This window comes from Pseudomonas salicis (assembly GCF_057128705.1).
Genome location: NZ_JBSKHU010000006.1, coordinates 250,698 through 273,723, shown reverse-complemented (window position 1 = coordinate 273,723; position 23,026 = coordinate 250,698). Strand labels below are relative to the sequence as shown.

General features: G+C 60.5%; 25 protein-coding genes. 8 read left to right on the top strand and 17 right to left on the bottom strand.

The features are described from left to right. Positions 1-27: 27 nt before the first annotated feature. The 3 genes from ACWKWE_RS22730 to phoB all read right to left on the bottom strand — a co-directional run bounded on the left by ACWKWE_RS22730 (position 28) and on the right by phoB (position 3,509). Entirely contained in the window at positions 28-1,368 is a 1,341-nt protein-coding gene (locus ACWKWE_RS22730; protein ID WP_341960921.1) for a hemolysin family protein, read from the bottom strand. A gap of 98 nt (positions 1,369-1,466) precedes the next feature. Then, positions 1,467-2,768, bottom strand: a complete 1,302-nt coding sequence (gene phoR / locus ACWKWE_RS22725) for a phosphate regulon sensor histidine kinase PhoR (protein ID WP_483851762.1) — start codon at positions 2,766-2,768, stop codon at positions 1,467-1,469. Between the two features lie 51 nt (positions 2,769-2,819). Then, positions 2,820-3,509 (bottom strand): phosphate regulon transcriptional regulator PhoB, encoded by a 690-nt coding sequence (phoB, locus tag ACWKWE_RS22720; protein ID WP_062379821.1) that lies wholly within the window; start codon positions 3,507-3,509, stop codon positions 2,820-2,822. A 171-nt stretch (positions 3,510-3,680) separates the two neighbouring features. On the opposite strand from phoB, the gene ACWKWE_RS22715 reads away from it, so the two are divergent. Continuing rightward, entirely contained in the window at positions 3,681-4,061 is a 381-nt protein-coding gene (locus tag ACWKWE_RS22715) for a COG4315 family predicted lipoprotein (RefSeq protein WP_401145479.1), read from the top strand. Positions 4,062-4,095: 34 nt separating this feature from the next. On the opposite strand, the gene ubiA is transcribed toward ACWKWE_RS22715, so the two are convergent. Beyond that, positions 4,096-4,986: a 4-hydroxybenzoate octaprenyltransferase gene (ubiA, locus tag ACWKWE_RS22710; protein ID WP_341960919.1), complete on the bottom strand. Its 891-nt coding sequence runs from the start codon at positions 4,984-4,986 to the stop codon at positions 4,096-4,098. Then, a complete protein-coding gene (locus tag ACWKWE_RS22705) occupies positions 4,986-5,561 on the bottom strand; it encodes a chorismate--pyruvate lyase family protein (RefSeq protein WP_178115699.1) in 576 nt (191 codons plus the stop codon). The genes ubiA and ACWKWE_RS22705 overlap by 1 nt, the downstream gene beginning before the upstream one ends. 201 nt (positions 5,562-5,762) lie before the next feature. Between ACWKWE_RS22705 and ACWKWE_RS22700 the strand changes: the two genes are divergently transcribed. The 4 genes from ACWKWE_RS22700 (at position 5,763) to ACWKWE_RS22685 (ending at position 8,158) form a co-directional block, all read left to right on the top strand. Next, positions 5,763-5,930: a rubredoxin gene (locus ACWKWE_RS22700; RefSeq protein ID WP_108236219.1), complete on the top strand. Its 168-nt coding sequence runs from the start codon at positions 5,763-5,765 to the stop codon at positions 5,928-5,930. 32 nt (positions 5,931-5,962) lie between these two features. Further along, a complete protein-coding gene (locus ACWKWE_RS22695) occupies positions 5,963-7,111 on the top strand; it encodes an NAD(P)/FAD-dependent oxidoreductase (RefSeq protein ID WP_483851761.1) in 1,149 nt (382 codons plus the stop codon). Between the two features lie 188 nt (positions 7,112-7,299). After that, positions 7,300-7,575: an HU family DNA-binding protein gene (locus ACWKWE_RS22690; RefSeq protein ID WP_166594027.1), complete on the top strand. Its 276-nt coding sequence runs from the start codon at positions 7,300-7,302 to the stop codon at positions 7,573-7,575. A 208-nt stretch (positions 7,576-7,783) separates the two neighbouring features. Continuing rightward, positions 7,784-8,158, top strand: coding sequence for an SCP2 sterol-binding domain-containing protein (locus tag ACWKWE_RS22685; protein WP_483851760.1), 375 nt, complete (start codon positions 7,784-7,786; stop codon positions 8,156-8,158). Positions 8,159-8,211: 53 nt separating this feature from the next. On the opposite strand, the gene ACWKWE_RS22680 is transcribed toward ACWKWE_RS22685, so the two are convergent. The 6 genes from ACWKWE_RS22680 to exbB form a co-directional block, all read right to left on the bottom strand. Further along, the gene (locus tag ACWKWE_RS22680) at positions 8,212-9,606 is read right to left on the bottom strand and encodes an aminoacyl-tRNA deacylase and HDOD domain-containing protein (RefSeq protein WP_166594029.1); all 1,395 of its coding nucleotides are present in this window, start codon (positions 9,604-9,606) and stop codon (positions 8,212-8,214) included. Between the two features lie 85 nt (positions 9,607-9,691). After that, positions 9,692-11,767 (bottom strand): ATP-dependent DNA helicase RecG, encoded by a 2,076-nt coding sequence (gene recG, locus ACWKWE_RS22675; RefSeq protein ID WP_483851759.1) that lies wholly within the window; start codon positions 11,765-11,767, stop codon positions 9,692-9,694. Positions 11,768-11,775: 8 nt separating this feature from the next. Next, positions 11,776-12,705: a hydrogen peroxide-inducible genes activator gene (locus ACWKWE_RS22670; RefSeq protein WP_166594031.1), complete on the bottom strand. Its 930-nt coding sequence runs from the start codon at positions 12,703-12,705 to the stop codon at positions 11,776-11,778. Positions 12,706-12,796: 91 nt separating this feature from the next. After that, a complete protein-coding gene (locus ACWKWE_RS22665) occupies positions 12,797-13,540 on the bottom strand; it encodes an energy transducer TonB (protein ID WP_166594032.1) in 744 nt (247 codons plus the stop codon). Further along, entirely contained in the window at positions 13,537-13,962 is a 426-nt protein-coding gene (exbD, locus tag ACWKWE_RS22660; protein ID WP_166594033.1) for a TonB system transport protein ExbD, read from the bottom strand. Before exbD ends, ACWKWE_RS22665 begins: the two co-directional genes overlap by 4 nt. A gap of 3 nt (positions 13,963-13,965) precedes the next feature. After that, on the bottom strand, positions 13,966-14,934 hold the full coding sequence (gene exbB, locus ACWKWE_RS22655; protein ID WP_483851758.1) for a tonB-system energizer ExbB: 969 nt from the start codon (positions 14,932-14,934) through the stop codon (positions 13,966-13,968). A 211-nt stretch (positions 14,935-15,145) separates the two neighbouring features. Here exbB and ACWKWE_RS22650 point away from each other — a divergent pair, with 211 nt between their 5' ends. After that, positions 15,146-16,009, top strand: a complete 864-nt coding sequence (locus ACWKWE_RS22650; protein WP_483851757.1) for an SDR family oxidoreductase — start codon at positions 15,146-15,148, stop codon at positions 16,007-16,009. Between the two features lie 154 nt (positions 16,010-16,163). Here the strand turns inward: ACWKWE_RS22650 and ACWKWE_RS22645 are convergent, their stop codons facing one another. The 6 genes from ACWKWE_RS22645 to ACWKWE_RS22620 all read right to left on the bottom strand — a co-directional run bounded on the left by ACWKWE_RS22645 (position 16,164) and on the right by ACWKWE_RS22620 (position 21,567). Next, entirely contained in the window at positions 16,164-16,901 is a 738-nt protein-coding gene (locus tag ACWKWE_RS22645) for a hypothetical protein (RefSeq protein ID WP_483851902.1), read from the bottom strand. A 66-nt stretch (positions 16,902-16,967) separates the two neighbouring features. Next, positions 16,968-17,348 (bottom strand): RidA family protein, encoded by a 381-nt coding sequence (locus ACWKWE_RS22640; protein ID WP_166594036.1) that lies wholly within the window; start codon positions 17,346-17,348, stop codon positions 16,968-16,970. A gap of 23 nt (positions 17,349-17,371) precedes the next feature. Next, on the bottom strand, positions 17,372-19,480 hold the full coding sequence (gene spoT / locus ACWKWE_RS22635; protein ID WP_341960908.1) for a bifunctional GTP diphosphokinase/guanosine-3',5'-bis pyrophosphate 3'-pyrophosphohydrolase: 2,109 nt from the start codon (positions 19,478-19,480) through the stop codon (positions 17,372-17,374). A gap of 60 nt (positions 19,481-19,540) precedes the next feature. Next, positions 19,541-19,804 carry a DNA-directed RNA polymerase subunit omega gene (rpoZ, locus tag ACWKWE_RS22630; protein WP_004887180.1) on the bottom strand — a complete coding sequence of 88 codons (264 nt, stop codon included), beginning with the start codon at positions 19,802-19,804 and terminating at the stop codon, positions 19,541-19,543. A 265-nt stretch (positions 19,805-20,069) separates the two neighbouring features. Next, positions 20,070-20,690, bottom strand: coding sequence for a guanylate kinase (gmk, locus tag ACWKWE_RS22625; protein WP_341964657.1), 621 nt, complete (start codon positions 20,688-20,690; stop codon positions 20,070-20,072). 13 nt (positions 20,691-20,703) lie between these two features. Continuing rightward, positions 20,704-21,567 (bottom strand): YicC/YloC family endoribonuclease, encoded by an 864-nt coding sequence (locus tag ACWKWE_RS22620; RefSeq protein ID WP_483851756.1) that lies wholly within the window; start codon positions 21,565-21,567, stop codon positions 20,704-20,706. Positions 21,568-21,854: 287 nt separating this feature from the next. On the opposite strand from ACWKWE_RS22620, the gene rph reads away from it, so the two are divergent. Then, positions 21,855-22,577, top strand: coding sequence for a ribonuclease PH (rph, locus tag ACWKWE_RS22615; protein ID WP_296184638.1), 723 nt, complete (start codon positions 21,855-21,857; stop codon positions 22,575-22,577). A 60-nt stretch (positions 22,578-22,637) separates the two neighbouring features. After that, entirely contained in the window at positions 22,638-23,006 is a 369-nt protein-coding gene (locus ACWKWE_RS22610) for a DUF4870 domain-containing protein (protein ID WP_166594040.1), read from the top strand. Positions 23,007-23,026 lie beyond the last annotated feature (20 nt).

Genomic DNA, 23,026 nt, shown 5'->3' with positions numbered 1-23,026 from the left:
AGGTTTTCCATATCGTTCGGGCTTACATCAATCCAGCTTCAACACCTTCGCCAGCACGATCTTCGGGCCCTTCATCTTTTTGATGATGATGCGCAGCCCTTCGACTTCCATGACTTCCTCTTCCTCAGGCACGCGCTTCAGGCTGTCGTAAATCAGGCCGGCAAGGGTTTCGGCCTCGACGTGGTCCAGATCGATGCTCAGCAGCCGCTCGACCTTGAACAGTGGCGTGTCACCCCGCACCAGCAGTTTGCCCGGTTGGTACGCGAGGATGCCGCGCTCGGCCTTGCGGTGTTCGTCCTGAATGTCGCCCACCAGCACTTCCAGCACGTCTTCCATGGTCAGGTAGCCGATCACCTTGCCATCGGCTTCCTCGACCAGTGCGAAGTGCGCGCCGCCCTGACGGAACTGCTCCAGCAGGCGCGACAGCGGCATGTGTTTGGACACGCGCTCAAGCGGACGGGTCAGCTCGGCCAGGTCGAACGCTTCCGGAAGATGATCCAGCGCCGCCAGTTCCAGCAGCAGGTCCTTGATGTGCAGCAGGCCGACAAATTCGCCACGCTCGGCGTCGTACACCGGATAGCGGCTGAACTTGTGGCGGCGGAACAGCGCGAGGATTTCCTTGAGCGGTGCGTTGAAATCCAGCGTGACGAGGTCTTCGCGGGAGTTTGCCCAGTCCACCACTTCCAGCTCGCCCATTTCCACGGCTGACGCCAGCACACGCATGCCTTGGTCGCTCGGGTCCTGGCCCCGGCTGGAGTGCAGGATCAGCTTGAGCTCTTCGCGGCTGTAATGGTGCTCGTGATGCGGGCCAGGCTCGCCCTGGCCTGCAATGCGCAGAATGCCGTTGGCGCTGGCGTTCAGCAGGTAAATCGCCGGGTACATGGCCCAGTAGAACAGGTACAGCGGCACCGCCGTCCACAGCGACAGCAGCTCTGGTTTGCGAATGGCCCAGGACTTGGGCGCCAGTTCGCCAACCACGATGTGCAGGTAAGAAATGAGGAAGAAGGCGGTGAAGAACGACACGCCTTTGACGACTTCCGGCGAATTCACGCCCAGCATTTCCAGCAGCGGCGCCAGCAAATGCGCGAACGCAGGTTCACCGACCCAACCCAGGCCAAGGGAGGCGAGGGTGATGCCCAGCTGACAGGCGGAGAGGTAGGCGTCGAGTTGACTGTGAACCGTGCGCAGGATGCGGCCGCGCCAGCCGTTTTTCTCGGCAATGGCTTCCACGCGTGTAGAGCGCAGTTTGACCATGGCGAACTCTGCCGCAACGAAGAAGCCGTTGAGCAGGACCAGAATCATTGCGAAGAGAATCATGCCGAAGTCGGCGAAAATCGAAGCGAGGCTAATACCAGGGGAAGGGTCCATGATGGAGTTTTGCAGGTTCCGTTTTGATAAGGGACGTCATAAACCCCCACGAATCGGGGGCATAAGCGCAGCAATTTAGCGGCTATCCACGTGCTTTGCTAGGGCTTGGTCATCTGCGCGGGAGCGAAGTTGCAGATAAATACGCTGCCTTTGCCCAACACACTGTTGATCTCCATTGCGCCCCGATGGCGCAACAGCACGTGCTTGACGATGGCCAACCCCAATCCGGTGCCGCCGGTGTTGGACGCACGGCTGGAGTCGACTCGGTAGAAACGCTCGGTCAAGCGTGGGATGTGCTTGGGATCGATGCCGATGCCCGAGTCCTGCACGCTCAGGTGTGCGCCACGCCCGTCAGCCCACCAGCGCACGCGGATCCTGCCGTCGGCGGGGGTGTATTTCACGGCATTGAAGATCAAGTTGGAGAACGCGCTTCGCAACTCCGCTTCGCTGCCTTTGAGGTTCACGTGGTCTTCAATATCCAGCGTGATCTGCTGATTCTTGCTGCCGGACAACGCCTGCGCGTCACTGGTAATGGATTGCAGGAGGGCGGGGACCGACACGGGCTGGTTGTCCGACGGGTAATCGGTGGCTTCGAGCTTCGCCAGCAACAGCAGGTCGTTGAGCAGGGTCTGCATGCGGCCACCTTGCTGGTTCATCTGCTGCAACGCACGCAGCCAGCGAGGGTTCACGTCTTCGGCGTTATCGAGCAGGGTTTCCAGATAACCACAGATCACCGTCAGCGGCGTGCGCAGCTCATGGGACACGTTGGCGACGAAGTCCTTGCGCATCTGTTCCAACTGATGAAGGCGGGTGACATCGCGCACCAGCATCAGGTGCTCGTTGTTGCCGTAGCGGGTGATCAGCATCTGAATGCGCAAGCGGTCATTCACCGGCGATGGAATCTCCAGCGGCTCGGCGTAATTGGCTTGCTCGAAATATTCCTTGAAGCGCGGGTGGCGCACCAGGTTGGTGACCGGCTGGCCGCTGTCTTGAGGGGTTTTCAGGCCCAGGAGGGTTTCAGAAGCGCGGTTCCACCATTCCAGGTTGCCATCGCTGTCGAGCATGATCACCGCGTCTTTCAGTGCTGCCGTGGACTCCTGCACGCGATCGATGACCGCTTGCAGACGCCCCCGCACGCGTTGGTCGCGGCGTTGCAGGTGATAAATGCTGTCGAAGACGTCGCCCCACAGGCCGTAACCGTCAGGCGGCGGCTCGTCGGGTTTGTGATGGCGCAACCAGTCGTGCAGGCGCAGCAATTGTTTGAGGGTCCAGGCCAGGTACAGACCCACAGCGACAGCCAGGCACGCGCCGTAATGCCCACTGATCAGCCCGGCCAGCAGCGCGGCCGTGACCAATAGCAGCAGATGGCGGATCAGGGTGCCATGCCAGTTGTGATTCAATTAACGCGTCCTTGTTTTCAGCGAATGGCGAATCCGCTCCCAAAAGCGTGCTCAGCTTTTGGTGGAGAAACGGTAGCCAGTACCGCGGACGGTTTGTACCAGATTTTCATAGGCATCGCCGAGGGCTTTGCGCAGACGACGGATATGAACGTCCACGGTGCGCTCTTCCACATAAACGTTGCCGCCCCAGACCTGATCGAGCAGTTGCCCGCGGGTGTAGGCCCGCTCCTGGTGCGTCATGAAGAATTGCAGTAGGCGGTATTCGGTCGGACCCATCTCAGCAGGCTTGCCGTCGATGGTCACGCGGTGGCTGATCGGGTCGAGCAGCAGACCGCCAACTTCGATCGGCGACTCGCCGTCGTTCGGACCCGCACGACGCAGCACGGCCTTGAGGCGCGCGACCAGTTCGCGGGGGGAGAAAGGCTTGGTGATGTAATCATCGGCGCCGACTTCAAGCCCCTGGATCTTGTTGTCCTCTTCGCCTTTTGCGGTGAGCATGATGATCGGGATGTCGCCGGTCAGCTCGTCGCGCTTCAAACGGCGCGCCAGCTCGATGCCGGAAGTGCCAGGCAGCATCCAGTCGAGCAGAATCAAATCGGGTTTGCGGTCGACGATGACGGCGTGAGCCTGTTGAGAGTTCTCTGCCTCCATGCAGTCATAGCCGGCCATTTCCAGTGCGACGGCGATCATCTCGCGAATCGGCGCTTCGTCGTCGACGATCAGAATGCTCCTGCCAACCATGCCTCGAACCTCATGTCATTTAACTGTCTTGGGGCGCATTAGATAACGGAATTATTGCAGTCGTGTGACAGGTTAGTTCGAATGAGGCGCGAAGTCTGGCCTCGCGCTAGACTGTCGGTCCTGTCCTACAACAAATGTCTAAATAACGACGAACAAAAAGAGGATGTACCGATGGCTAAAATTTCTTCCGCATTCATGAGCCTTCTGGCTGCTGCCGCCCTGGCCTCGTCCGGCCTGGCGTTCGCTGCCGCGCCGGCAATGACCACTGGGGGCGTGCTGACAGACCACAAAGGCATGACCCTTTACACCTTCGACAAAGACACCTCAGCCGGCAAGTCGGTGTGCAACGATCAGTGCGCGACCAACTGGCCACCGTTGACCGCCAGCGCCAGCGATAAAGCCGAGGGTGACTGGACCATCATCAAGCGTGACGACGGCGCTTCCCAGTGGGTCTATAAAGGCAAACCGCTGTACACCTTCAAGGCCGACAAAGCCGAGGGTGACAAAACCGGCGATGGCAAGGGCGACGTCTGGCACGTGGCCAAGCCTTGATCTGAGGCTTGAACCTGCGCTGTCCCGCAACGGGTCAGCGCAGCGCGTAGTCCACGACAATTCCGACGAAGATCGCCAATCCCGCCCAGTGGTTATGCAGAAAGGCTTTGAAACAGGCTTGCGGGTCTTTGTCCCGCGTCGACCAGAACTCCCAGGCGAAACACCCGGCGGCCACCAGCAGGCCGAGGAAGAAATACAGGCCCAACTCGAAACGTGAGCCGGCCAGCATCAGGCAGAACAGCGCCAGGCCCTGCAGCGTCAGGATGATCACCCGGTCCGCATCGCCGAACAGCACAGCAGTGGACTTCACGCCAATCTTCAAGTCGTCTTCGCGGTCGGTCATCGCGTAATAGGTGTCGTAGCCCACGGTCCACAGCAGATTGGCGATGTACAGCAGCCATGCGGCAGCAGGCAGATCGCCGGTCTGCGCCGTGAACGCCATCGGCATGCCCCACGAAAACGCCGCCCCCAGCACCACTTGCGGGTAATAGGTGTAGCGCTTCATGAATGGGTAGGTTGCCGCCAGCGCCAGGCCGCCAAACGACAGCCAGATCGTGGTGGCGTTGGTCAGCAAGACAAGACCAAAACTCAGCGCCACCAGAATCGCGAATAGCGCCAGCGCTTCCTTCGACGTGACTTTGCCACTCACCAGCGGGCGTTGCTCGGTGCGTTTGACGTGACCATCGACCTTGCGGTCCGCGAAGTCATTGATCACGCAGCCTGCAGCACGCATCAGAAACACGCCGATCACGAAAATCAGCACATTACCCAGCGACGGCGAGCCTTTGCCCGCGATCCACAACGCCCACAGTGTCGGCCACAGCAGCAGGTAAATGCCGATCGGCTTCTCGATGCGCATCAGTTGAATGAAGTCCCACGCGCGAGGGTGCAGGCGGGAGAGGGCTTTGAGCAGCGACAGGTACATCAGCGGCGCTCCTGATGGGAATCGGCAATGTGATGGATGGCGTGCCAGACCGTCGGCAAAAACACTTCAGCCACCAGAATGCTCAACGGGCCGCGGCTGAAGCATGAGCGTCGCCCCCAGAGACCGGGCGCGACATCGGCGTCGGGCAGCCATGGCGCGGGGTATTGGCAGATTTGCAATGGGCCGCGTGCGAACGCGCGGTCGCTGAACAACAACTCGCCCAGCGAGCGCGTGCCCAGTTCATCCATGTGCAGACCGTCCCGCTCCAGCGCGGCACGACCGGCCACGCTGCGGGCGAACACCCATTTTTCGCCATGGCCCAGCAGGTAAACCTCTCGCACCCAGCCTTCGCTGCCATCGGGCAAGTCCAACGCCGCGCATTCGTCGGCACGCAGACGTTGCCAGCCCTCGAACAACGGCATGACGCTAAAGCCATCGTGAGAGAGCCGGGTCAGGCGGCGGGTCAGGGAGTCTTCGTGGAACAGCCATTCGAGGACGACGGTGTCAGGCGCTTCGATCAGTTGATCGCGCGACAGCCAGTGAGGGGAGGGGCATGCAGGATTTTGCTGGATCACAGTGAGCAGATATTGGCAGCAATCGAGGCGGCGAGCTTAGCATGATTGACGATTCTGGCCGACGACCGGAGCGGGCCATAAGCGTCGATGAAACTTGCGTCATCGCCCTCCGATCAGTAAAACGCCCTGACCCATTCGAAAAAGTGCGACGACCGCCAAACGTCTGGGCCCGTCCAGCCTGAGAACCGAGAGAACCGACTGATGAAAAAGTGGCAATGCATTGTCTGTGGCCTGATTTACAACGAAGCCGACGGTTGGCCCGATGACGGCATTGCACCCGGTACCCGCTGGGAAGACGTGCCGGAAGACTGGCTGTGCCCTGATTGTGGGGTCGGCAAGATGGATTTCGAGATGATCGAAATCGCCTGATTTTTGTTTTCTGACTGACTGTGGAGAAGTGAATGAACGCGCCTGTGGTGATCATCGGAACTGGCCTGGCGGGCTATAACCTCGCCCGCGAATTTCGCAAGCTCGATGGCGAAACCCCGCTGTTGCTGATCACCGGCGATGACGGTCGTTCCTATTCCAAGCCCATGCTCTCCACCGGGTTTGGCAAGAACAAGGAAGCCGACGGACTGAGCATGGCCGAACCCGGCGCGATGGCCGAGCAATTAAAGGCCGAAGTGCGCACCCACACCCGCGTCAGCGGCATCGACCCCGGCCACAAACGCCTGTGGATCGGCGAAGAGTCGGTTCACTACCGCGACCTGATCCTGGCGTGGGGCGCGGAAACCGTGCGCGTGCCAGTCGAAGGTGACGCGAGCGATGCGATCTTCCCGATCAACGATCTGGAAGACTACGCGCGTTTTCGTGCAGCCGCGTCGGGCAAGCGTCGCGTGCTGATTCTGGGCGTTGGCCTGATTGGCTGCGAGTTCGCCAATGATCTGATTCTTGGGGGGTACGAGGTCGACTTGGTCGCGCCGTGCGAGCAAGTCATGCCGACCTTGCTGCATCTAGCGGCTGCGGCTGCTGTGCAGGCAGGGTTGGAAAGTCTCGGTGCGCGTTTCCATTTGGGGCCCGTATTGAGTCGCCTGGCCCGGACTGAAGACGGTCTCGAAGCGCACCTGTCCGATGGCGAAGTGTTGCAGTGCGATCTGGTGGTCTCGGCCATTGGGTTGCGCCCGCGTGTCGACCTCGCGGCGGCAGCGGGTCTTGAGATCGGGCGCGGCGTGGTGGTCGATCGTCACCTTAAAACTTCTCACGCCAACATTTATGCGCTGGGCGATTGCGCCGAAGTCGATGGCCTCAACTTGCTGTATGTGATGCCACTGATGAGTTGCGCCCGTGCGTTGGCACAAACCCTCGCCGGGACGCCAACTGCCGTGAAGTACGGCCCAATGCCGGTCACCGTTAAAACCCCCGTTTGCCCGCTGGTGGTTTCGCCGGTGCCAAAAAGGCTGGAAGGCGTCTGGAGCGTCGAAGGGCAAGGCGCCGACATCAAGGCGCTGTGCCACGACGCGAGCGGTAACCTGCTGGGCTACGCGCTCACCGGGGCGGCGGTGATGGACAAACTGGCGCTCAACAAGGCACTCCCGCCACTCTTGGCGTAAATACTTGTCGTTCTGTCGGATAAGGCACGTTTTTGTTGCTACAAACGTCGCTCCTGCACTGGCGCGGGATTCTGCAGCATGCCATCCTCATTCCGGTCTGCCGCTACGTAGAGCCGTCGCGGCACCTGCTCGCTGCCCGCCAGGGCCGCACGGGACATAAAAACAAAAAACCGTAAAAGAGGCTTCATATGCGTAAACCAGAACTCGCAGCCGCTATTGCTGAAAAAGCAGATCTCACCAAAGAACAAGCCAATCGCGTCCTCAATGCCGTCCTGGACGAAATCACCAACGCCTTGCACAAAAAGGACAGCGTCACCCTCGTGGGCTTCGGCACTTTCCTGCAACGCCATCGTGGCGCACGCACGGGTAAAAACCCGCAGACGGGCGAGCCGGTGAAAATCAAAGCCAGCAACACCGTAGCGTTCAAGCCAGGCAAGCTTCTGAAAGACACTGTTAACCCGTAATAAATCGCTGGACGCCTTGCGGAAGGCGAACGGCAGCCAATGGGCATACCTGCAAAAGCGGGATGCCCATTTTTATTGCCCGCGATATACGGAGCGCTGTCTATCCCGCCATTTTGCGACCAGCAGGTTCTGCTCGTTCACCTCGTCTTCAAGCTCGCTACACTGGCGCTCAACGCTGTATTCGCACGTGTCGGTAGAGGCCTTGAACATGAAGTTTCGCTTTCTTCTTTGGATGCTGGGCCTGTTGATGGCGCGCGCCAGTCGCACTAACCCGGCTTTTCAGCAACAACTCGCGGGCAAAGACCTGACGTTTCAGTTGCAGACGCAGGATGGCAAGGTTGCACGGCATTTTGTGGTGCGCGATCAGCGCGTCAGCAGCCAGCGTGGCGCGGTGGCCGCGCCCGCTTTTGCGATTTCGTTCAGGGATGCCGCCTACGGTTTCGCCACGATGCAGGCGAAGAACAAGCAGTTGGCGTTCATGCAGGGGATTCAGGACAAGAACATTCAGGTCACCGGCAACACCGGACTGGTGATGTGGTTTCAGGGCCTGACGAAGTATTTGAAGCCGAGGAAGAAGAAATAACGCGCCGGTGATGTTCGCCGGGAGCCAGCAAGCTGGCTCCCACACGCTTCATGTCAGTGAAACTGCGACGCCAACTCGCGCAGCAGCACTTCGGCTTCCAGCACTTTCTGCACCACGTCTTCAGCTTTTTCGCGCGGCAATTGCAGACGCTCGAACAGCTCATCCGGAATGCTTTCCATCGGGCCAGAACCGATGCCTTCCTTGCGCAGCAAGCGCACCGCCAGACATACCAGGTTGGCGTACTTGTGATGCTCGCCGTCGTAGTGCGGGTCGTGCTGAAAGCGCAGGGCTGTGGCCAGCTCGTCGGGCATGTCCCAATTGCGCATCAGCCACGCACCGATCTGCTCGCGGGTAATGCCCAGCAGGTGCTGTTCCACGAAGCTGTGGTGCAGGTGCGGGTTGACCTCGATCTGGCGACAGATCAGCGAAAAGTGCGGCGGGAACACGTGGGCCAGCAGCAGGTAACCGAAATTGTGCAGCAAGCCCGCCAGGTAGGTCAGGCCGCTCTCAGGACGCTCTGCGCGTGGCATTGCACGGGTGAGGCCCTCGATGACCGCTGCTGTGTAGATCGACTGCTGCCAGTACGGCGTCGCGTGCTGCGGGTGATCCTTCGGCAATTCCAGGGTTTTGCCCAGCGCCAGGCCCAAGGCCAGGTTGATCACCAGATCGAAACCCAGCACGCGAACAATGGCATCTTCAACCGAGCGAATCTTGCCTGCCGAGCCGTAATAGGGCGACGCGGCCCAGCTCACCACCTGGGCGGCCAGCGCTGGGTCTGTTTCGACGACGCCGGTGATGTCATCAATCGTGGCATCCGGGTCGACCCGCAGCTTGATGATCTTCTGCGCGGTGTCGGCCAGCGGCGGGATTTCCACGGTGGCTTCCAAGCGCTGCTGGATGCGGCGCGCAGTGAAGTTCTGCACGGCTTTGGTGATTTCCTCGCGGTCGTCGTCCGGGCGCTTGAGGTTCGGCGTGACGGTCGAGACCAGGTGGCCGAACGTCGCGGCGCTGGCCTTGCTCAGGAGCGTCTTGAAGTCATCGCTGCTGATTTCCAGCAACAAACCCGGCTCGCCAGACTCGATCAGCACGGTCGGCTCCAGCAGGAGGCGTTCGTCGTACAGGCACGGTGAGCTGGTCAAGGCGGGAAGGGCAGGCAGGCTGCGCAGGTTGTTCTTGCTGAGCATCTGGTCCAGATGATCCTGCGAAACCGCTGTCAGTTTGCGGCCGGTCAGCTCGGTAATGCGATTCAGGTCCAGCAGTTGGTTTTGCGGAAACAGGACCAGCAGCGCGCCGACGGTGTCATGGGCCAAGATGGCCTGCACCTTTTGCGCAGTGGGAAGTGTGTCGTCGTCCATGACTTCGCGGAAGTTGATGGCAGCTTTGCCAAGCAACTGTCGAATGACAGACGGGGCGTGTTGGGTTGCGTCGATTTGGGCAACTTCTGTCATGGCCTGTATCCAGATTCCTACAATTGCTGAAGTATAACCAGCTTGGTTGTTCTATAGGTGAGACACGTTCCGATTGCCGACCACTTCACACTTGCCCGTATTGCTGGCCGTGGCGCAACCAGCGCTCCAGCAACGGACTCACGTGTGCTGGCCAGCGTTCGAGCAATGCCTGGGCAGCGTCTCGGACTGCCGGCAGCAGGTCAGCATCTCGCATCAGGTCGGCGACCTTGAATTGCAGCAGGCCTGTTTGTCGCGTACCGAGCATCTCGCCCGGGCCGCGTAGTTCGAGGTCTTTTTCCGCAATCACGAAACCGTCGTTGGTCTCGCGCATGATCCCCAATCGCTGTTTGCCGATCTGCGACAGAGGTGGATGGTACATCAGCACGCAATGGCTGGCTGCACTGCCGCGTCCCACTCGTCCGCGCAATTGGTGCAACTGCGCCAGGCCCAGTCGCTCGGGGTTTTCGATGATCATCAGGCTGGCGTTGGGCACGTCCACACCGACCTCGATCACAGTGGTGGCGACCAGCAACTGTAAATTGCCTTGTTTGAATTCGGCCATGACGGCGGCTTTCTCGACCGGCTTCATGCGACCGTGAATCAGCCCCACCTTGAGTTCGCCGAGGGCACTGGTCAGTTCTTCGAACGTGGTCTCGGCGGCTTGGCAGGTCAGCTCTTCAGATTCTTCGATCAGCGTGCACACCCAGTAAGCCTGGCGCCCTTCAGCGCAGGCGTTTCGAACACGTTCGACGACTTCGATCCGGCGGCTGTCAGCCACCAGCACGGTGTTGACTGGCGTCCGACCGGGCGGCAGCTCATCAAGGATCGACGTGTCGAGGTCCGCGTAAGCGCTCATCGCCAGCGTGCGCGGGATGGGTGTCGCCGTCATGATCAGCTGGTGCGGGCACATCCGACCGCCGACGCCTTTCTTGCGCAGGGCCAGACGTTGTTGCACACCAAAGCGGTGTTGCTCGTCGATGATCACCAGAGCCAGGTTCTTGAACTGCACTTCGTCCTGAAACAACGCATGGGTGCCGACCACCATGGGCGCCCCGTTGGCGATCTGTTCGAGTGACGCGGCCCGGGCCTTGCCTTTGAGCTTGCCTGCCAGCCACGCGGTTTCAATGCCCAAGGGTTCGAGCCAGCGGGTGAAATTGATGAAGTGCTGCTCGGCGAGAATCTCGGTCGGCGCCATCAGTGCGACTTGATAACCCGCTTCCAAGGCCTGCAACGCAGCGAGGGCCGCGACAACGGTCTTGCCCGCGCCCACATCGCCCTGAATCAGCCGCAGCATGGGTTCCTGCTGGCTGAGGTCGTAGGCGATTTCCTTGCCGACCCGCTGCTGGGCCCCCGTCGGTGGAAAGCCGAGGTTCGCCAGAAACTGCTTCGGTAGCTTTTTAGCCAGGGGCAGGGCGGGGGCGCGCTGGGAGCGCAGGCTTTCGCGCAGGCGTTGCTGGGACAATTGGTGCGTCAGCAGTTCTTCGAAGGCCAACCGGTGCTGGGCCCAGTGATGGCCGAGTGCGAGTTCTTCGACATCGGCGTCTGCCGGTGGGTGGTGCAGATAATGTATGGCGTCCGACAGCGGGGCGAGTTGGTAGTCCCGCGCCAGCTCGTCGGGGAGCCAGTCAGGCAGGCTTTTCGGGCCGAGCATGCCGAGGCTTTGCTGGCACAACTGGCGCAATCGCTGCTGTGTGAGGCCTTCGGTCAGGGGGTAAATCGGCGTGAGCGTCTGCTCCACGGCGACGTGCTCTTCACCGGTGATGGCGCGGTATTCCGGGTGATAGATTTCCAGCCCCGACGCGCCGGGCCTCGCTTCGCCGTAGCAGCGCACGTGGGTGCCACGCTTGAGGCCGTCTTTCTGCGCGTTGCTGAAGTGATAGAAACGCAGGCTCAGCACGCCTGTGCCGTCACCCAATCGCACCAACAGGCTGCGACGCTTGCCCATCACCACGTCAGCGCCGCTGACCACCCCTTCGATCACCGCGTCCTGCCCCGGCCGCAACGCGCCGATGGGCACGACACGGGTGCGATCCTGATAGCGCACGGGCAAGTGAAACAGGACGTCCTGAATGTTTTCCAGGCCGACCTTCGCCAGCTTTTCGGCCATGGCCTCGCCGACGCCCTTGAGCGCCGTGACCGAGACGTGGGACAGCTCAGTCATACCGCCACTTAGCTCGCTTCGGCCTGGGCTTTAGGGCGCGCAACCGAGCACAGGCGGATCGAGTCAGCCAGGATTTCGATGGCTTTAGGCCGTGGGAAACTGGCACGCCAGGCGATGGCCACTGTGCGGAACGGCACAGGTGGCGACAGCGGACGGACCTCGATCACGCCAGGCGCGTAGTGATGACTGTCCACAGCGGACATCGGCAGAATTGAAACCCCAAGCCCCGACGCAACCATGTGACGGATGGTTTCCAGCGAACTGGATTCGACCGTGGTGTGCTTAGCGCTGTCGCCGCCCTTGACCAGCGTCGGGCAGGCTTCGAGGACCTGATCGCGGAAGCAATGGCCTTCGCCCAACAGCAGCAGGCTCTTGTCGTTCAGCGCCGAAGCATCGATGGTGGCTTTCTGGGTCCACGCGTGGTCGGCCGGCATCAGCACGTAGAACGGCTCGTCGTACAGCGACATGGTCAGCACGTCGGCTTCGTTGAACGGCAGAGCGATGATGATCGCGTCGAGTTCGCCGTTGCGCAGCTTGTCGCGCAGCACGTGAGTGAAGTTCTCTTCGATATACAACGGCATTTGCGGGGCGACCCGATGCAGTTGCGGAATCAGATGAGGGAAGAGGTAAGGCCCGACGGTGTAGATCGCGCCGACTTTGAGCGGGGCGGTCAGTTGGTTCTTGCCGGTCTGGGCGAGTTCACGGATGCCTTGAGCTTGTTCGAGCACCTTCTGTGCCTGAGCCACGATGCCCTCGCCAACCGGCGTAAGACGTACCGCACTCTTGCTGCGCTCGAAAATCAGCACACCGAGTTCATCTTCCAGCTTCTTTACGCCCACTGACAGCGTTGGCTGGCTGACATGGCAACGCTCGGCCGCGTGGCCGAAATGCTGCTCTTGAGCGAGGGTAACGATATAGCGCAATTCTGTGAGGGTCATAGCGTGCGTCCATGAAGTTGCGGCCCCAGCATAGCGGGTGCAATCGATAGACGCACGTTATCAGGCACTCTGTCTTTGTAAAAACGTCGTTTCAGCGTTTATCCAACGAGTAAACGAACGGCGCAACGACTTCGAGCGTGCCATTGTTGAGCAATTCCGGGGGCGGCTTGGGCAGCGGCTGAGCGCGACGGATCATTTCCAGCGTCGCCCGATCCAGTGCCGCACTGCCCGAACCCCCCGCGATTTCGTACGACAGCACGCGACCTTCACCATCGACGACGAAGCGCAGACGGTTGATGCCTTGCATGCCGCGACGGCGCGCGTCTTCCGGGTACTTCTTGAATTTGCTCAGGTGACGCAGCAAGTCGCCCTGCCAGCTTGGCAATGCGGTACTCGGCGGCGCAGGCGGGGCCTGTTCGGGTGCCGCGGATTTTTCCGGCTTGGCGTTGGACGGCTGAGTGTCTACCGGTTTTTCATCGGCAGGCTTCTCTTCCTTCGGCGGCTCGACCTTCTTCACCGGCTTCGGCGGCTGAGGCTTGGGCTTCGGCTTGACCGGTTTCGGAATCGCGATTTCCGGTTTTGGCGCTTCGGCGATAGGCGGAATCGGCAGTTGCTCTTCAGGCGCAGGAGGCTGCGGCGGTTGAACGACTTTCGGCGGTGGCGGCGGTGCTGGCTCGGGAACAGGCGCCAGCTCGATCATCATCGCGGCCGGTGGCAGTTCGACGGCCTGCGGAGAGGACCACCGCAGGGCGACGAGAATCGCCACGGCGTGGACCGCCAGCACCAACAACAGACTACCGCTATAGCGCGTCAGTTTTTGGCGCGTATTGATCATTTCTTACCAACCGTCTCAAGACCCACCAGGCCGACTTTCAGGTAACCGGCCCCGCGCAGAAGGTTCATCACCTCCATCAGATCGCCGTAATCCACGCCTTTGTCGGCCTGGAAGAAGATCGTCGTGTCCTTCTTGCCTTTTGTCTTGGCGTCCAGCACCTGACCGATCTGCTCGCGAGCGACCTTTTCGTCGCCCAGGTACAGGCTCTGGTCGGCCTTGACGCTCAGGAAGACAGGCTTCTCGGGTCGGGGCGCGGGTTTCGCCGTGGAGGCGGGCAGGTCGACCTTAATGTCGACCGTGGCCAGCGGCGCCGCCACCATGAAGATGATCAGCAGCACCAGCATGACGTCGATGAACGGCGTCACGTTGATTTCGTGGTTCTCGGCGAGGTCATCGCCACCTTCGTTAAGATGCAGGCCCATGGTTTACCCCATTTTTACCATGTGCGGCTGTTGGGCACGTTCAACGGCGGGCTGGTGATCCAGATCGCGGCTGACGAGCAACAGAACCTGCGCCGAGGCATCGGACACTTGCGCCTTGTAGCCTGCGATGGAGCGGGCGAAGACGTTGTAGATCACCACCGCCGGAATCGCGGCGACCAGACCCAGTGCCGTAGCGAGCAGGGCTTCGGCGATACCCGGCGCCACGACGGCGAGGTTGGTGGTCTGAGTCTTGGCGATGCCGATGAAGCTGTTCATGATCCCCCACACGGTGCCGAACAGGCCCACGAACGGCGCGGTGGAACCGATGGTGGCGAGTACGCCGGTGCCCATGCTCATGTTGCGACCGCACGCGGCAACCAGACGCTCCAGACGGAAGCTGACGCGTTCCTTGATGCCCTCGCGTTCGCGGCTGTTCACCGACAGGTGCATTTCTTCGAGGGCGTCATGAACCAGAAGATTGGCGAGCGTGCCTTGCTTCTTGGCACCGGCGCTGGCTTCGTCCAGAGTACGCGCGCGTTTGAGGGCGGCGATTTCGCCCTTGAGGCGACGCTTGGCGCCCAGCAGTTCGAAGCCTTTGGCGATCCAGATGGTCCACGTGATGATCGAGGCGATGGCCAGGCCGATCATCACGGCTTTGACGACAATGTCGGCGTTTTTGTACATGCCCCACGGCGACAGGTCATGGGACATACCCAGGCTGTTGTCTTGTGGAGCGGCTTCAAGCGACTCGGTCGGTGCGGCAGGGTCTTGAACGGCAGGCGCCGCCGAGGTGTCCACTGGGGTGGCGGTTGGCGCGGACGATTGCACGGCGGGCGTTTGCGCGGGGGCATTGGAGTCGGCGAAGGCAATGGGTGTCAGCATCAGGCTGAACAACACCGCTGCGAATGCGCGAACTGCGCGTGGCAGACCTGAAGACATAGTGGGGGAAGCGGGGGATTGAGTGCGTGTCATGCTGGCCCGACCTGATATTGAAAAGGTGTTTCGTTCTAAGTGCGTCGCGCTGGCGCGAGGCGAGCGGAGGAGAACAAAGGGCCGGTATTATTGCAAGTAATTCTTGTTAACAAAAGTAATAGAGTATCTTTTTTTAACACGAACGCGCCCCGGTGGTCGCTTTTTGGCCCGGAATCATGGGCTCAAACCTATTTTTGATGTGGAGATTGTCATGGCAACGCCATCCGTTTTGATTGCCGGATGTGGCGACATCGGAGGGCGTCTGGCCTCCCGGTTGCTGCAACAGAGATGGTCGGTGCATGGACTGCGCAGGAACGTGGCGAAATTGCCGCAAGGCGTGCGGGGCGTCAGTGGTGATCTGTTCGATGCGCGGATTCCGGAGCAATGGCCTGAAGGGCGAATCGATTATCTGGTGTATTGCGCAACTCCCACGGAGCGGGATGAAGCGGGTTACCGGGCGGCGTACGTGCAGGGATTGCGCAACGTGCTGGGCTGGATCGCGCGCAGCGGGCAGAAACCACGACGGGTGCTGTTCGTTTCAAGCAGCAGTGTGTATGGGCAGCAGCATGGAGAATGGATTGACGAAACCTCTCCAGCCGAGGCTTCAGGATTTTCCGGACAGATCATGCGCGAGGCTGAACAGGTGGCGCTCACCAGCGGCTGGCCTGCGAGTGTCGTCCGTCTCACCGGCATTTACGGGCCGGGCCGCAGTGATCTGATGAACCGGGTACGTCAGGGCTACAGCGTGGCTGTCGAGCCGCCTTTGTATGGCAACCGGATTCACGCCGATGATGCAGCGAATCTGTTGGCGTTTCTGCTCCAGGCCGATGCTGACGGGAGGGTGCTGGAGGACTGCTACATCGGTGTCGACGATGCCCCCGCGCCATTGGCGGAGGTAGTGGACTGGATGCGTGAGCGGCTGGGCGTTACGCAGTGGTCGGACGAAAACACCGTCCGCCGCACCGGCAGCAAACGTTGCAGCAACGCCAGGGCAAGAGCGCTGGGCTGGGTGCCGCAGTACGCGAGTTATAAAGAGGGGTATGAGGCGCTGTTACGGGCACCTCATAACCTGTAGGAGCGAGGCTTGTCCCGCGATCGGCGACACAGTCGGCGCAAAGTCTGCGTGCTCAATGTGCCTGATACAACGCGTGCGCTCGGTTTACGACTGCTGCGCAGCCGGTCGCGGGACAAGCCGCACTCCTACAAGAGATTCGGCTTAGCGATGGGGATCAGTTCTTCTCCAGCACCCAGTGCCGCTCGCCCGGACGAAGGTCCGGCATTTCGGTCGCCTGGGCATTATTCACCGCCTGAAAGATTTCCAGCTGTTTGCCTTGGCGCACGAACACCCACGGGTTGCCGCGCTCGTTTTTCTCCAGCCACATGCTGTCGTATTCGCCGCTCATGGCCGCGCAGTCGCCTGCCAGACACAGCGCATAACGGTCATTGCCCGGCAATCCACTCACGCTGCCATCGGGTTCGAATACGACGACGCTGCCTTGGCCGTCGCCGTTGACGATGGTCCATTTGCCGCCCAGATAAGCGGTGTAGAGCGCACGTTCAAAGCTCGTTCCTGGCTGGGCGCCTGCTGGAGCGGCTTCTTTTGGAGTGCGAAAATGCTGCTCAGGGCCGGTGTCACTGGCAGCCTGCACCAGCTCATCACCTTTGAGCTTCAAATCGTCGGAAGCGCTGCCGTAGACGTTGACCTTCCAGTCGCCTTTCGGGTCCTTGGCAATCTTGCCCTCGGTCAGCTCAAAGCCGTTGTAAGACGTCGCCTGACCCGCTGCCGTATTGATATTCCACTCCAGCGTCGGCCCGTAAGCCAACAACGACTGGCGCAGATTGCCACCTTCGGCTGCAGCATCGATGGCCGCCTGGTTAATCCAGACACCCTCGGGGGTTTTGTTGGAGTGGCTGGCGCAACCGGTCAGCATTGCGGCCAGCAGCGAGAAAGCGAACGCGACGCGCATACGCATGGCGGAGTCCTTCCGTTGCTCTGAGAGGGTGGCGGAGCGTGTAGGCGCTCCGCGAGAGATTTACTCGATGACCAGCACAGCGTCCATTTCGACCTGGGCGCCACGTGGCAGCGCGGCAACGCCGATGGCAGCGCGGGCCGGGTAAGGCTGTTCGAAGTATTTGCCCATGATTTCGTTGACCTTGGCGAAGTGGCTCAGGTCGGTCAGGAAGATGTTCAGCTTGACGATGTCCTTGAACGAACCGCCTGCGGCTTCAGCCACGGCCTTCAGGTTTTCGAACACCTGAACGGTCTGGGCTTCGAAGCCTTCGACCAGTTCCATGGTTTTCGGGTCCAGAGGAATCTGGCCGGACATGTAGACGGTATTGCCAGCTTTGATCGCCTGAGAATACGTGCCGATGGCGGCAGGGGCTTTGTCGCTGGAGATAACGGTCTTGCTCATGAAAAACTCCTGTTGGCGGTTGGCTACGCGCGCATGCGGGTGATGCGGATCACGCCGGTAAGGGCGCGCAGTTTCTTGATCACTCGGGCCAGGTGCACGCGGTCGTGCACGCTGACCACCAGTTGGACCACGCTGATACGACCATCGCGTTCGTCCATGCTGATTTTCTCGATGTTGCCATCGGCCGCGTTGACGCTGCTCGCCAGCAGGGCAATGAGCCCGCGCTGATGCTCCAGCTCGACCCGCAGCTCGACATTGAATTCGCCGGTGACGTCCTTGGCCCAGGACAGCTGGATGCATTTTTCCGGGTTGTGGCGGATTTCACTGATGTTGCGGCAGTTGTCCAGGTGCACGACCATGCCTTTGCCCGCCGACAAGTGGCCCACGATCGGGTCGCCCGGAATTGGCGTACAGCATTTGGCGTAGCTGAGCACGAGGCCTTCGGTGCCGCGAATCGCCAGCGGCCCTTCGGCGCTCGGCAGCTCTTCGCCTTCACTGGCCAGCAAGCGGCGAGCGACGACATAGGCCATGCGGTTACCCAGGCCGATGTCTTCGAGGAGGTCTTCGATGACCTCGACCCGGTATTCGGCGAGGATCAGTTGCAGGCGCTCGTTCGGAATCTTGTCCAGCGTGCTGTCGAAGCCGTTCAGCACCTTGTTCAGCAGTCGTTCGCCCAGGCTGATGGACTCGGAGCGGCGTTGCAGTTTGAGGGCGTGACGAATGTGCGTGCGCGCTTTGCCGGTAACCACGAAGTTGAGCCAGGCCGGGTTCGGACGTGCGCCCGGAGCGCTGACAATCTCGACGGTCGAGCCGCTTTGCAGCGGTTCGGACAGTGGCGCCAGACGACGGTTGATCCGACAGGCAATGCAGCTGTTGCCGACGTCGGTGTGTACAGCGTAAGCGAAGTCGACCGCCGTGGAGCCTTTGGGCAGCTCCATGATCCGGCCTTTCGGCGTGAACACGTAGACCTCGTCCGGGAACAGGTCGATTTTCACGCTCTCGATGAATTCCAGCGAGTTGCCGGCGCGTTGCTGCATTTCCAGCACGCCCTTGACCCACTGACGTGCGCGGGCGTGGGTGCCTTTCGGCTGCTCGTCGCCCGACGATTTGTACAGCCAGTGCGCGGCGATGCCGTTGTTGGCCATCTCTTCCATCTCGCGGGTGCGGATCTGGATTTCGATGGGCACGCCATGCATACCAAACAATGTGGTGTGCAACGACTGATAGCCGTTGGCTTTGGGAATCGCAATGTAGTCCTTGAAGCGCCCCGGCAGCGGTTTGTACAAATTATGTACAGCGCCCAGCACGCGGTAGCAGGTGTCGACCTTGTCTACGATGATCCGGAACGCGTAGACGTCCATGATTTCGTTGAAGGCCCGACGCTTGCCGCGCATCTTCTTGTAGATACCGTAGAGGTGTTTCTGCCGCCCGCTGACTTCGCCTTCGATACCGTCCACCGCGAGGCAGTGGCTCAGCGACTCTTCGATCTTGTTGACCAGTTCCTTGCGGTTGCCGCGCGCACGTTTGACGGCTTGACCGATGCGCGACGAGCGCATGGGGTACATGGCTTTGAAACCCAGGTCTTCGAATTCGATCCGCACGCTGTGCATGCCAAGGCGGTTGGCGATGGGGGCGTAGATTTCGAGGGTTTCTTTAGCGATGCGTCGGCGTTTTTCGCCAGACAGCACTTCCAGGGTGCGCATGTTGTGCAGGCGGTCGGCGAGCTTGACCAGGATCACGCGAATGTCGCGGGCCATGGCCATGGCCATCTTCTGGAAGTTTTCAGCTTGCGCTTCGGCCTTGGTCTCGAAGTTCATCTGGGTCAGTTTGCTGACGCCATCGACCAGTTCGGCCACGGTTTCGCCGAACTGCGCACAGAGCGCTTCCTTGGCGATACCGGTGTCTTCGATCACGTCATGCAGCATCGCAGCCATCAGGCTCTGATGGTCCATGTGCATGTCGGCAAGGATATTGGCCACCGCCAGCGGGTGCGTGACGTAGGCTTCGCCGCTGCGACGGCGTTGGCCATCGTGGGCTTGTTCGGCGTAGAAATACGCTCGGCGAACCAGATTGACCTGGTCGGCGCCGAGGTAGGTCGAGAGGCGATCGGCGAGGGCATCTATGCTCGGCAAGGGAGAACTCCTTGCCGAAGCGGGTGACCCTGCGCGTTGCTACGTCGACCGGGCATAGGCTTAGACGGCCTCGTTGGACTCGTCCTCGAACGCAGCGAACAGTGGTTCATCTTCAACGATTTCAGCTTCTGCAATGACAGCGTAATCCATCAGGCCCGCTGCGATTTCGCGCAGGGCAACAACGGTAGGCTTGTCGTTTTCCCAGGCCAGCTTTGGTTCTTTGCCGCCGGTCGCCAGTTGACGCGAACGTTTGGTGGCGAGCATGACCAGCTCAAAGCGGTTATCTACATGTTCCAGGCAGTCTTCAACGGTCACGCGGGCCATGGGTATTCCTCGTAGCAAATGCGTATGCGCGGTGCCCGGATGGGCGAGCGGACTCGGTAGTTTACAAGTGGACGGCCACAAGCTTCAAGCGGCACGCCACAGGCGGTCGGTTTTGGTGCTTTTTCGATGCGTTTCAAACGGCCCCTGTAGGAGTGAGCTTGCTCGCGATAGCTATCCATCAGGCGAATGCAGTGCCTGATCTGACGCATCGCGAGCAAGCTCACTCCTACAGGTTCGCGGTGTCACCACGCGGGCAGTGGTGTGATTATGCGAGCAACTGTGACAACAGCCCGGCGTGACGCTGTTGTTGATGCTCATTGCTCAGCAGGTTGGCGCGGAAGATGGCTTTCAAGTCTTCCAGCGCGGTCGCGAAATCGTCGTTGATGACGATGTAGTCGTACTCGACATAGTGGCTCATCTCGCTGACCGCTTCACGCATGCGGCCTTCGATGATGTCGTCACTGTCTTGGCCGCGGTTGGTCAGACGCTGACGCAGCGCCTGTTGGGTCGGCGGCAGAATGAAGATCGAGCGGGCGTGGGGCAACAGCTTGCGCACTTGCTCGGCGCCCTGCCAGTCGATTTCCAGAATCAGGTCATGGCCTTCGTCCAGTGTCTGCTGGAGACGGCTTTGCGAGGTGCCGTAGAGGTTGCCGAACACTTCCGCCTGTTCGAGAAAATCACCGTGTTCGATCATCCGCACGAACTCGGCGCGGTCGACGAAGTGGTAATTCACGCCGTCCACCTCACCCGGACGCATGGCCCGCGTGGTGTGGGAAACGGAGACGCGGATCTGTGGCTGCGCATCGATCAAGGCTTTGACCAGGCTGGTCTTGCCCGCGCCCGAAGGGGCGGAAACGATGTAGAGAGTGCCGGTGCTGTGGGTCATGTCGTGGTTGGCCTTACTCAATGTTCTGCACTTGTTCGCGCATCTGCTCGATCAACACCTTCAGGTTGACCGCGGCTTGTGTGCTGCGAGGGTCGAAGGCTTTGGAGCCCAGTGTGTTGGCTTCGCGGTTGAGTTCCTGCATCAGAAAATCCAACCGACGCCCCGCCTGTCCGCCGGCCTTGAGCACGCGGCGCACCTCGGTGACATGGGTGCTCAGGCGGTCGAGCTCTTCGGCGACGTCGCTCTTCTGCGCAAGCAGCACCATCTCCTGTTCCAGACGCTGCGGATCGAGCTCGGCCTTCATGTCGGCAAAGCGATCAAGCACTTTCTGGCGTTGGGTGGAGAGCATCTGGGGCACAAGGGTGCGCAGGGTAGCGACTTCGGTCTTGATCGATGTCAGCCGTTCGTCGAGAAGTTTGGCCAGATCGGCGCCTTCGCGAGCGCGGCCTGCTTTCAGTTCGTCCAGCGCTTCATTGAACAGGGCCAATGCGTCGTTGTTGAGCGCCTGTGGGTCAGCTGCGTCGGCCACCAGCACGCCGGGCCATGCCAGAACTTCCAGCGGGTTCAGCGCTGCGGGCTGTTTGATCAGGCTGGCGACGGTTTCAGCGGCAGCCACCAGTTGACTGGCGCGCTCGCGGTTCACTTGCAGCGGCTTGCCGGCCGTTTCTTCGGTAAAGCGCAAGGTGCATTCGATCTTGCCGCGAGACAGCCCTTGGCGGAGCGCTTCACGTACGGCCCCTTCCAGATCGCGGAAGGATTCCGGCAGGCGCAGATGGGGTTCGAGATAACGATGATTGACCGAGCGCAATTCCCAGCTCAGCGTGCCTTGGGTGCCGGCTCGTTCGGCACGGGCGAAAGCCGTCATGCTGTGCACCATGGGGAATACCTCTAAAAAGTCAGGCGTACGGGGCGATGTGCCGCCCGAAGTTGCCGTGAAGAAACGGCAGGCTATAAAGGCGCAAGATTGTAGCTCAGAGCAGGGGGCGCGCCCAAATGTGGCAGTGTCGCAGCCGTGAAAGAATGTCGCTGTTTCGCTGCGTTACAGCGCCTTTCTGTAACCTTGGGCGTACGCCAATCATCATTGAAGCGTTACAAGATGTCCCAAGGCAGGGCGTGCGCCCCTATAATGCACGTCAGTTTTCCGTCTCAGCACAGGTATCCCAGATGAAACGTCCAAGTGGTCGCGTTGCCGATCAGCTCCGCTCGATCCGCATCACCCGCAACTACACCAAGCACGCCGAGGGTTCTGTGCTGGTCGAGTTCGGCGACACCAAGGTGATCTGCACCGTCAGCGTCGAAAACGGCGTCCCGCGTTTTCTCAAAGGCCAGGGCCAAGGCTGGCTGACCGCCGAGTACGGCATGCTGCCGCGTTCGACCGGCGAGCGTAACCAGCGCGAAGCGAGCAAGGGGAAACAAGGCGGACGTACGCTGGAAATCCAGCGGCTGATCGGCCGTTCTCTGCGCGCCGCGCTGGACATGTCCAAGCTGGGCGACATCACCCTGTACGTGGACTGCGACGTGATTCAGGCCGACGGCGGCACTCGCACGGCGTCCATCACGGGTGCCATGGTGGCGCTGGTCGATGCACTGAAAACCATCAAGAAGCGCGGTGGTCTCAAGGGCGGCGACCCGCTGAAGCAGATGATCGCTGCCGTTTCCGTTGGCATGTATCAGGGTGAGCCCGTTTTGGATCTGGACTACCTCGAAGACTCCGCTGCCGAAACCGACCTGAACGTGGTCATGACCAGCGCAGGCGGTTTCATCGAGGTTCAAGGCACTGCCGAAGGCGCGCCGTTTCAGCCTGAAGACCTGAACGCCATGCTGGCCTTGGCGCAGAAGGGCATGAACGAAATCTTCGAATTGCAAAAAGCCGCATTGGCAGACTGATCGCTACAAGCGCGGTTTTTTATTCACAGCTCGCTTCACAACCGTCAGAACAGGGAAAGCATGATGATTGACCAGACGCCTTTATCCGCACCGAGCAAGGAAGTCCGTCAGTGGGCAATGCTGTGCCACTTCGCGGCGTTTTTCGGGTTGATCTTCCCCTTCGGCAACCTGCTGGGGCCGCTGATCGTCTGGCAATTGAAGAAAGAAACCGACCCGTACATCGACAGCCAGGGCAAGGAAGCACTGAATTTTCAGATCACCGTCGCCATTGCGGCGATGGTCTGCTTTCTGTTGATGGTGATCGTCATCGGTTTTCCGCTGTTGATGCTGGTGGGAATTGGCGCACTGGTGCTGACGATCATTGCGGGCATCAAGGCAAATGACGGGGTTGCCTACCGGTATCCGTTCACCTGGCGGTTGATCAAGTAATATCTGCCAGCGCTGGACAA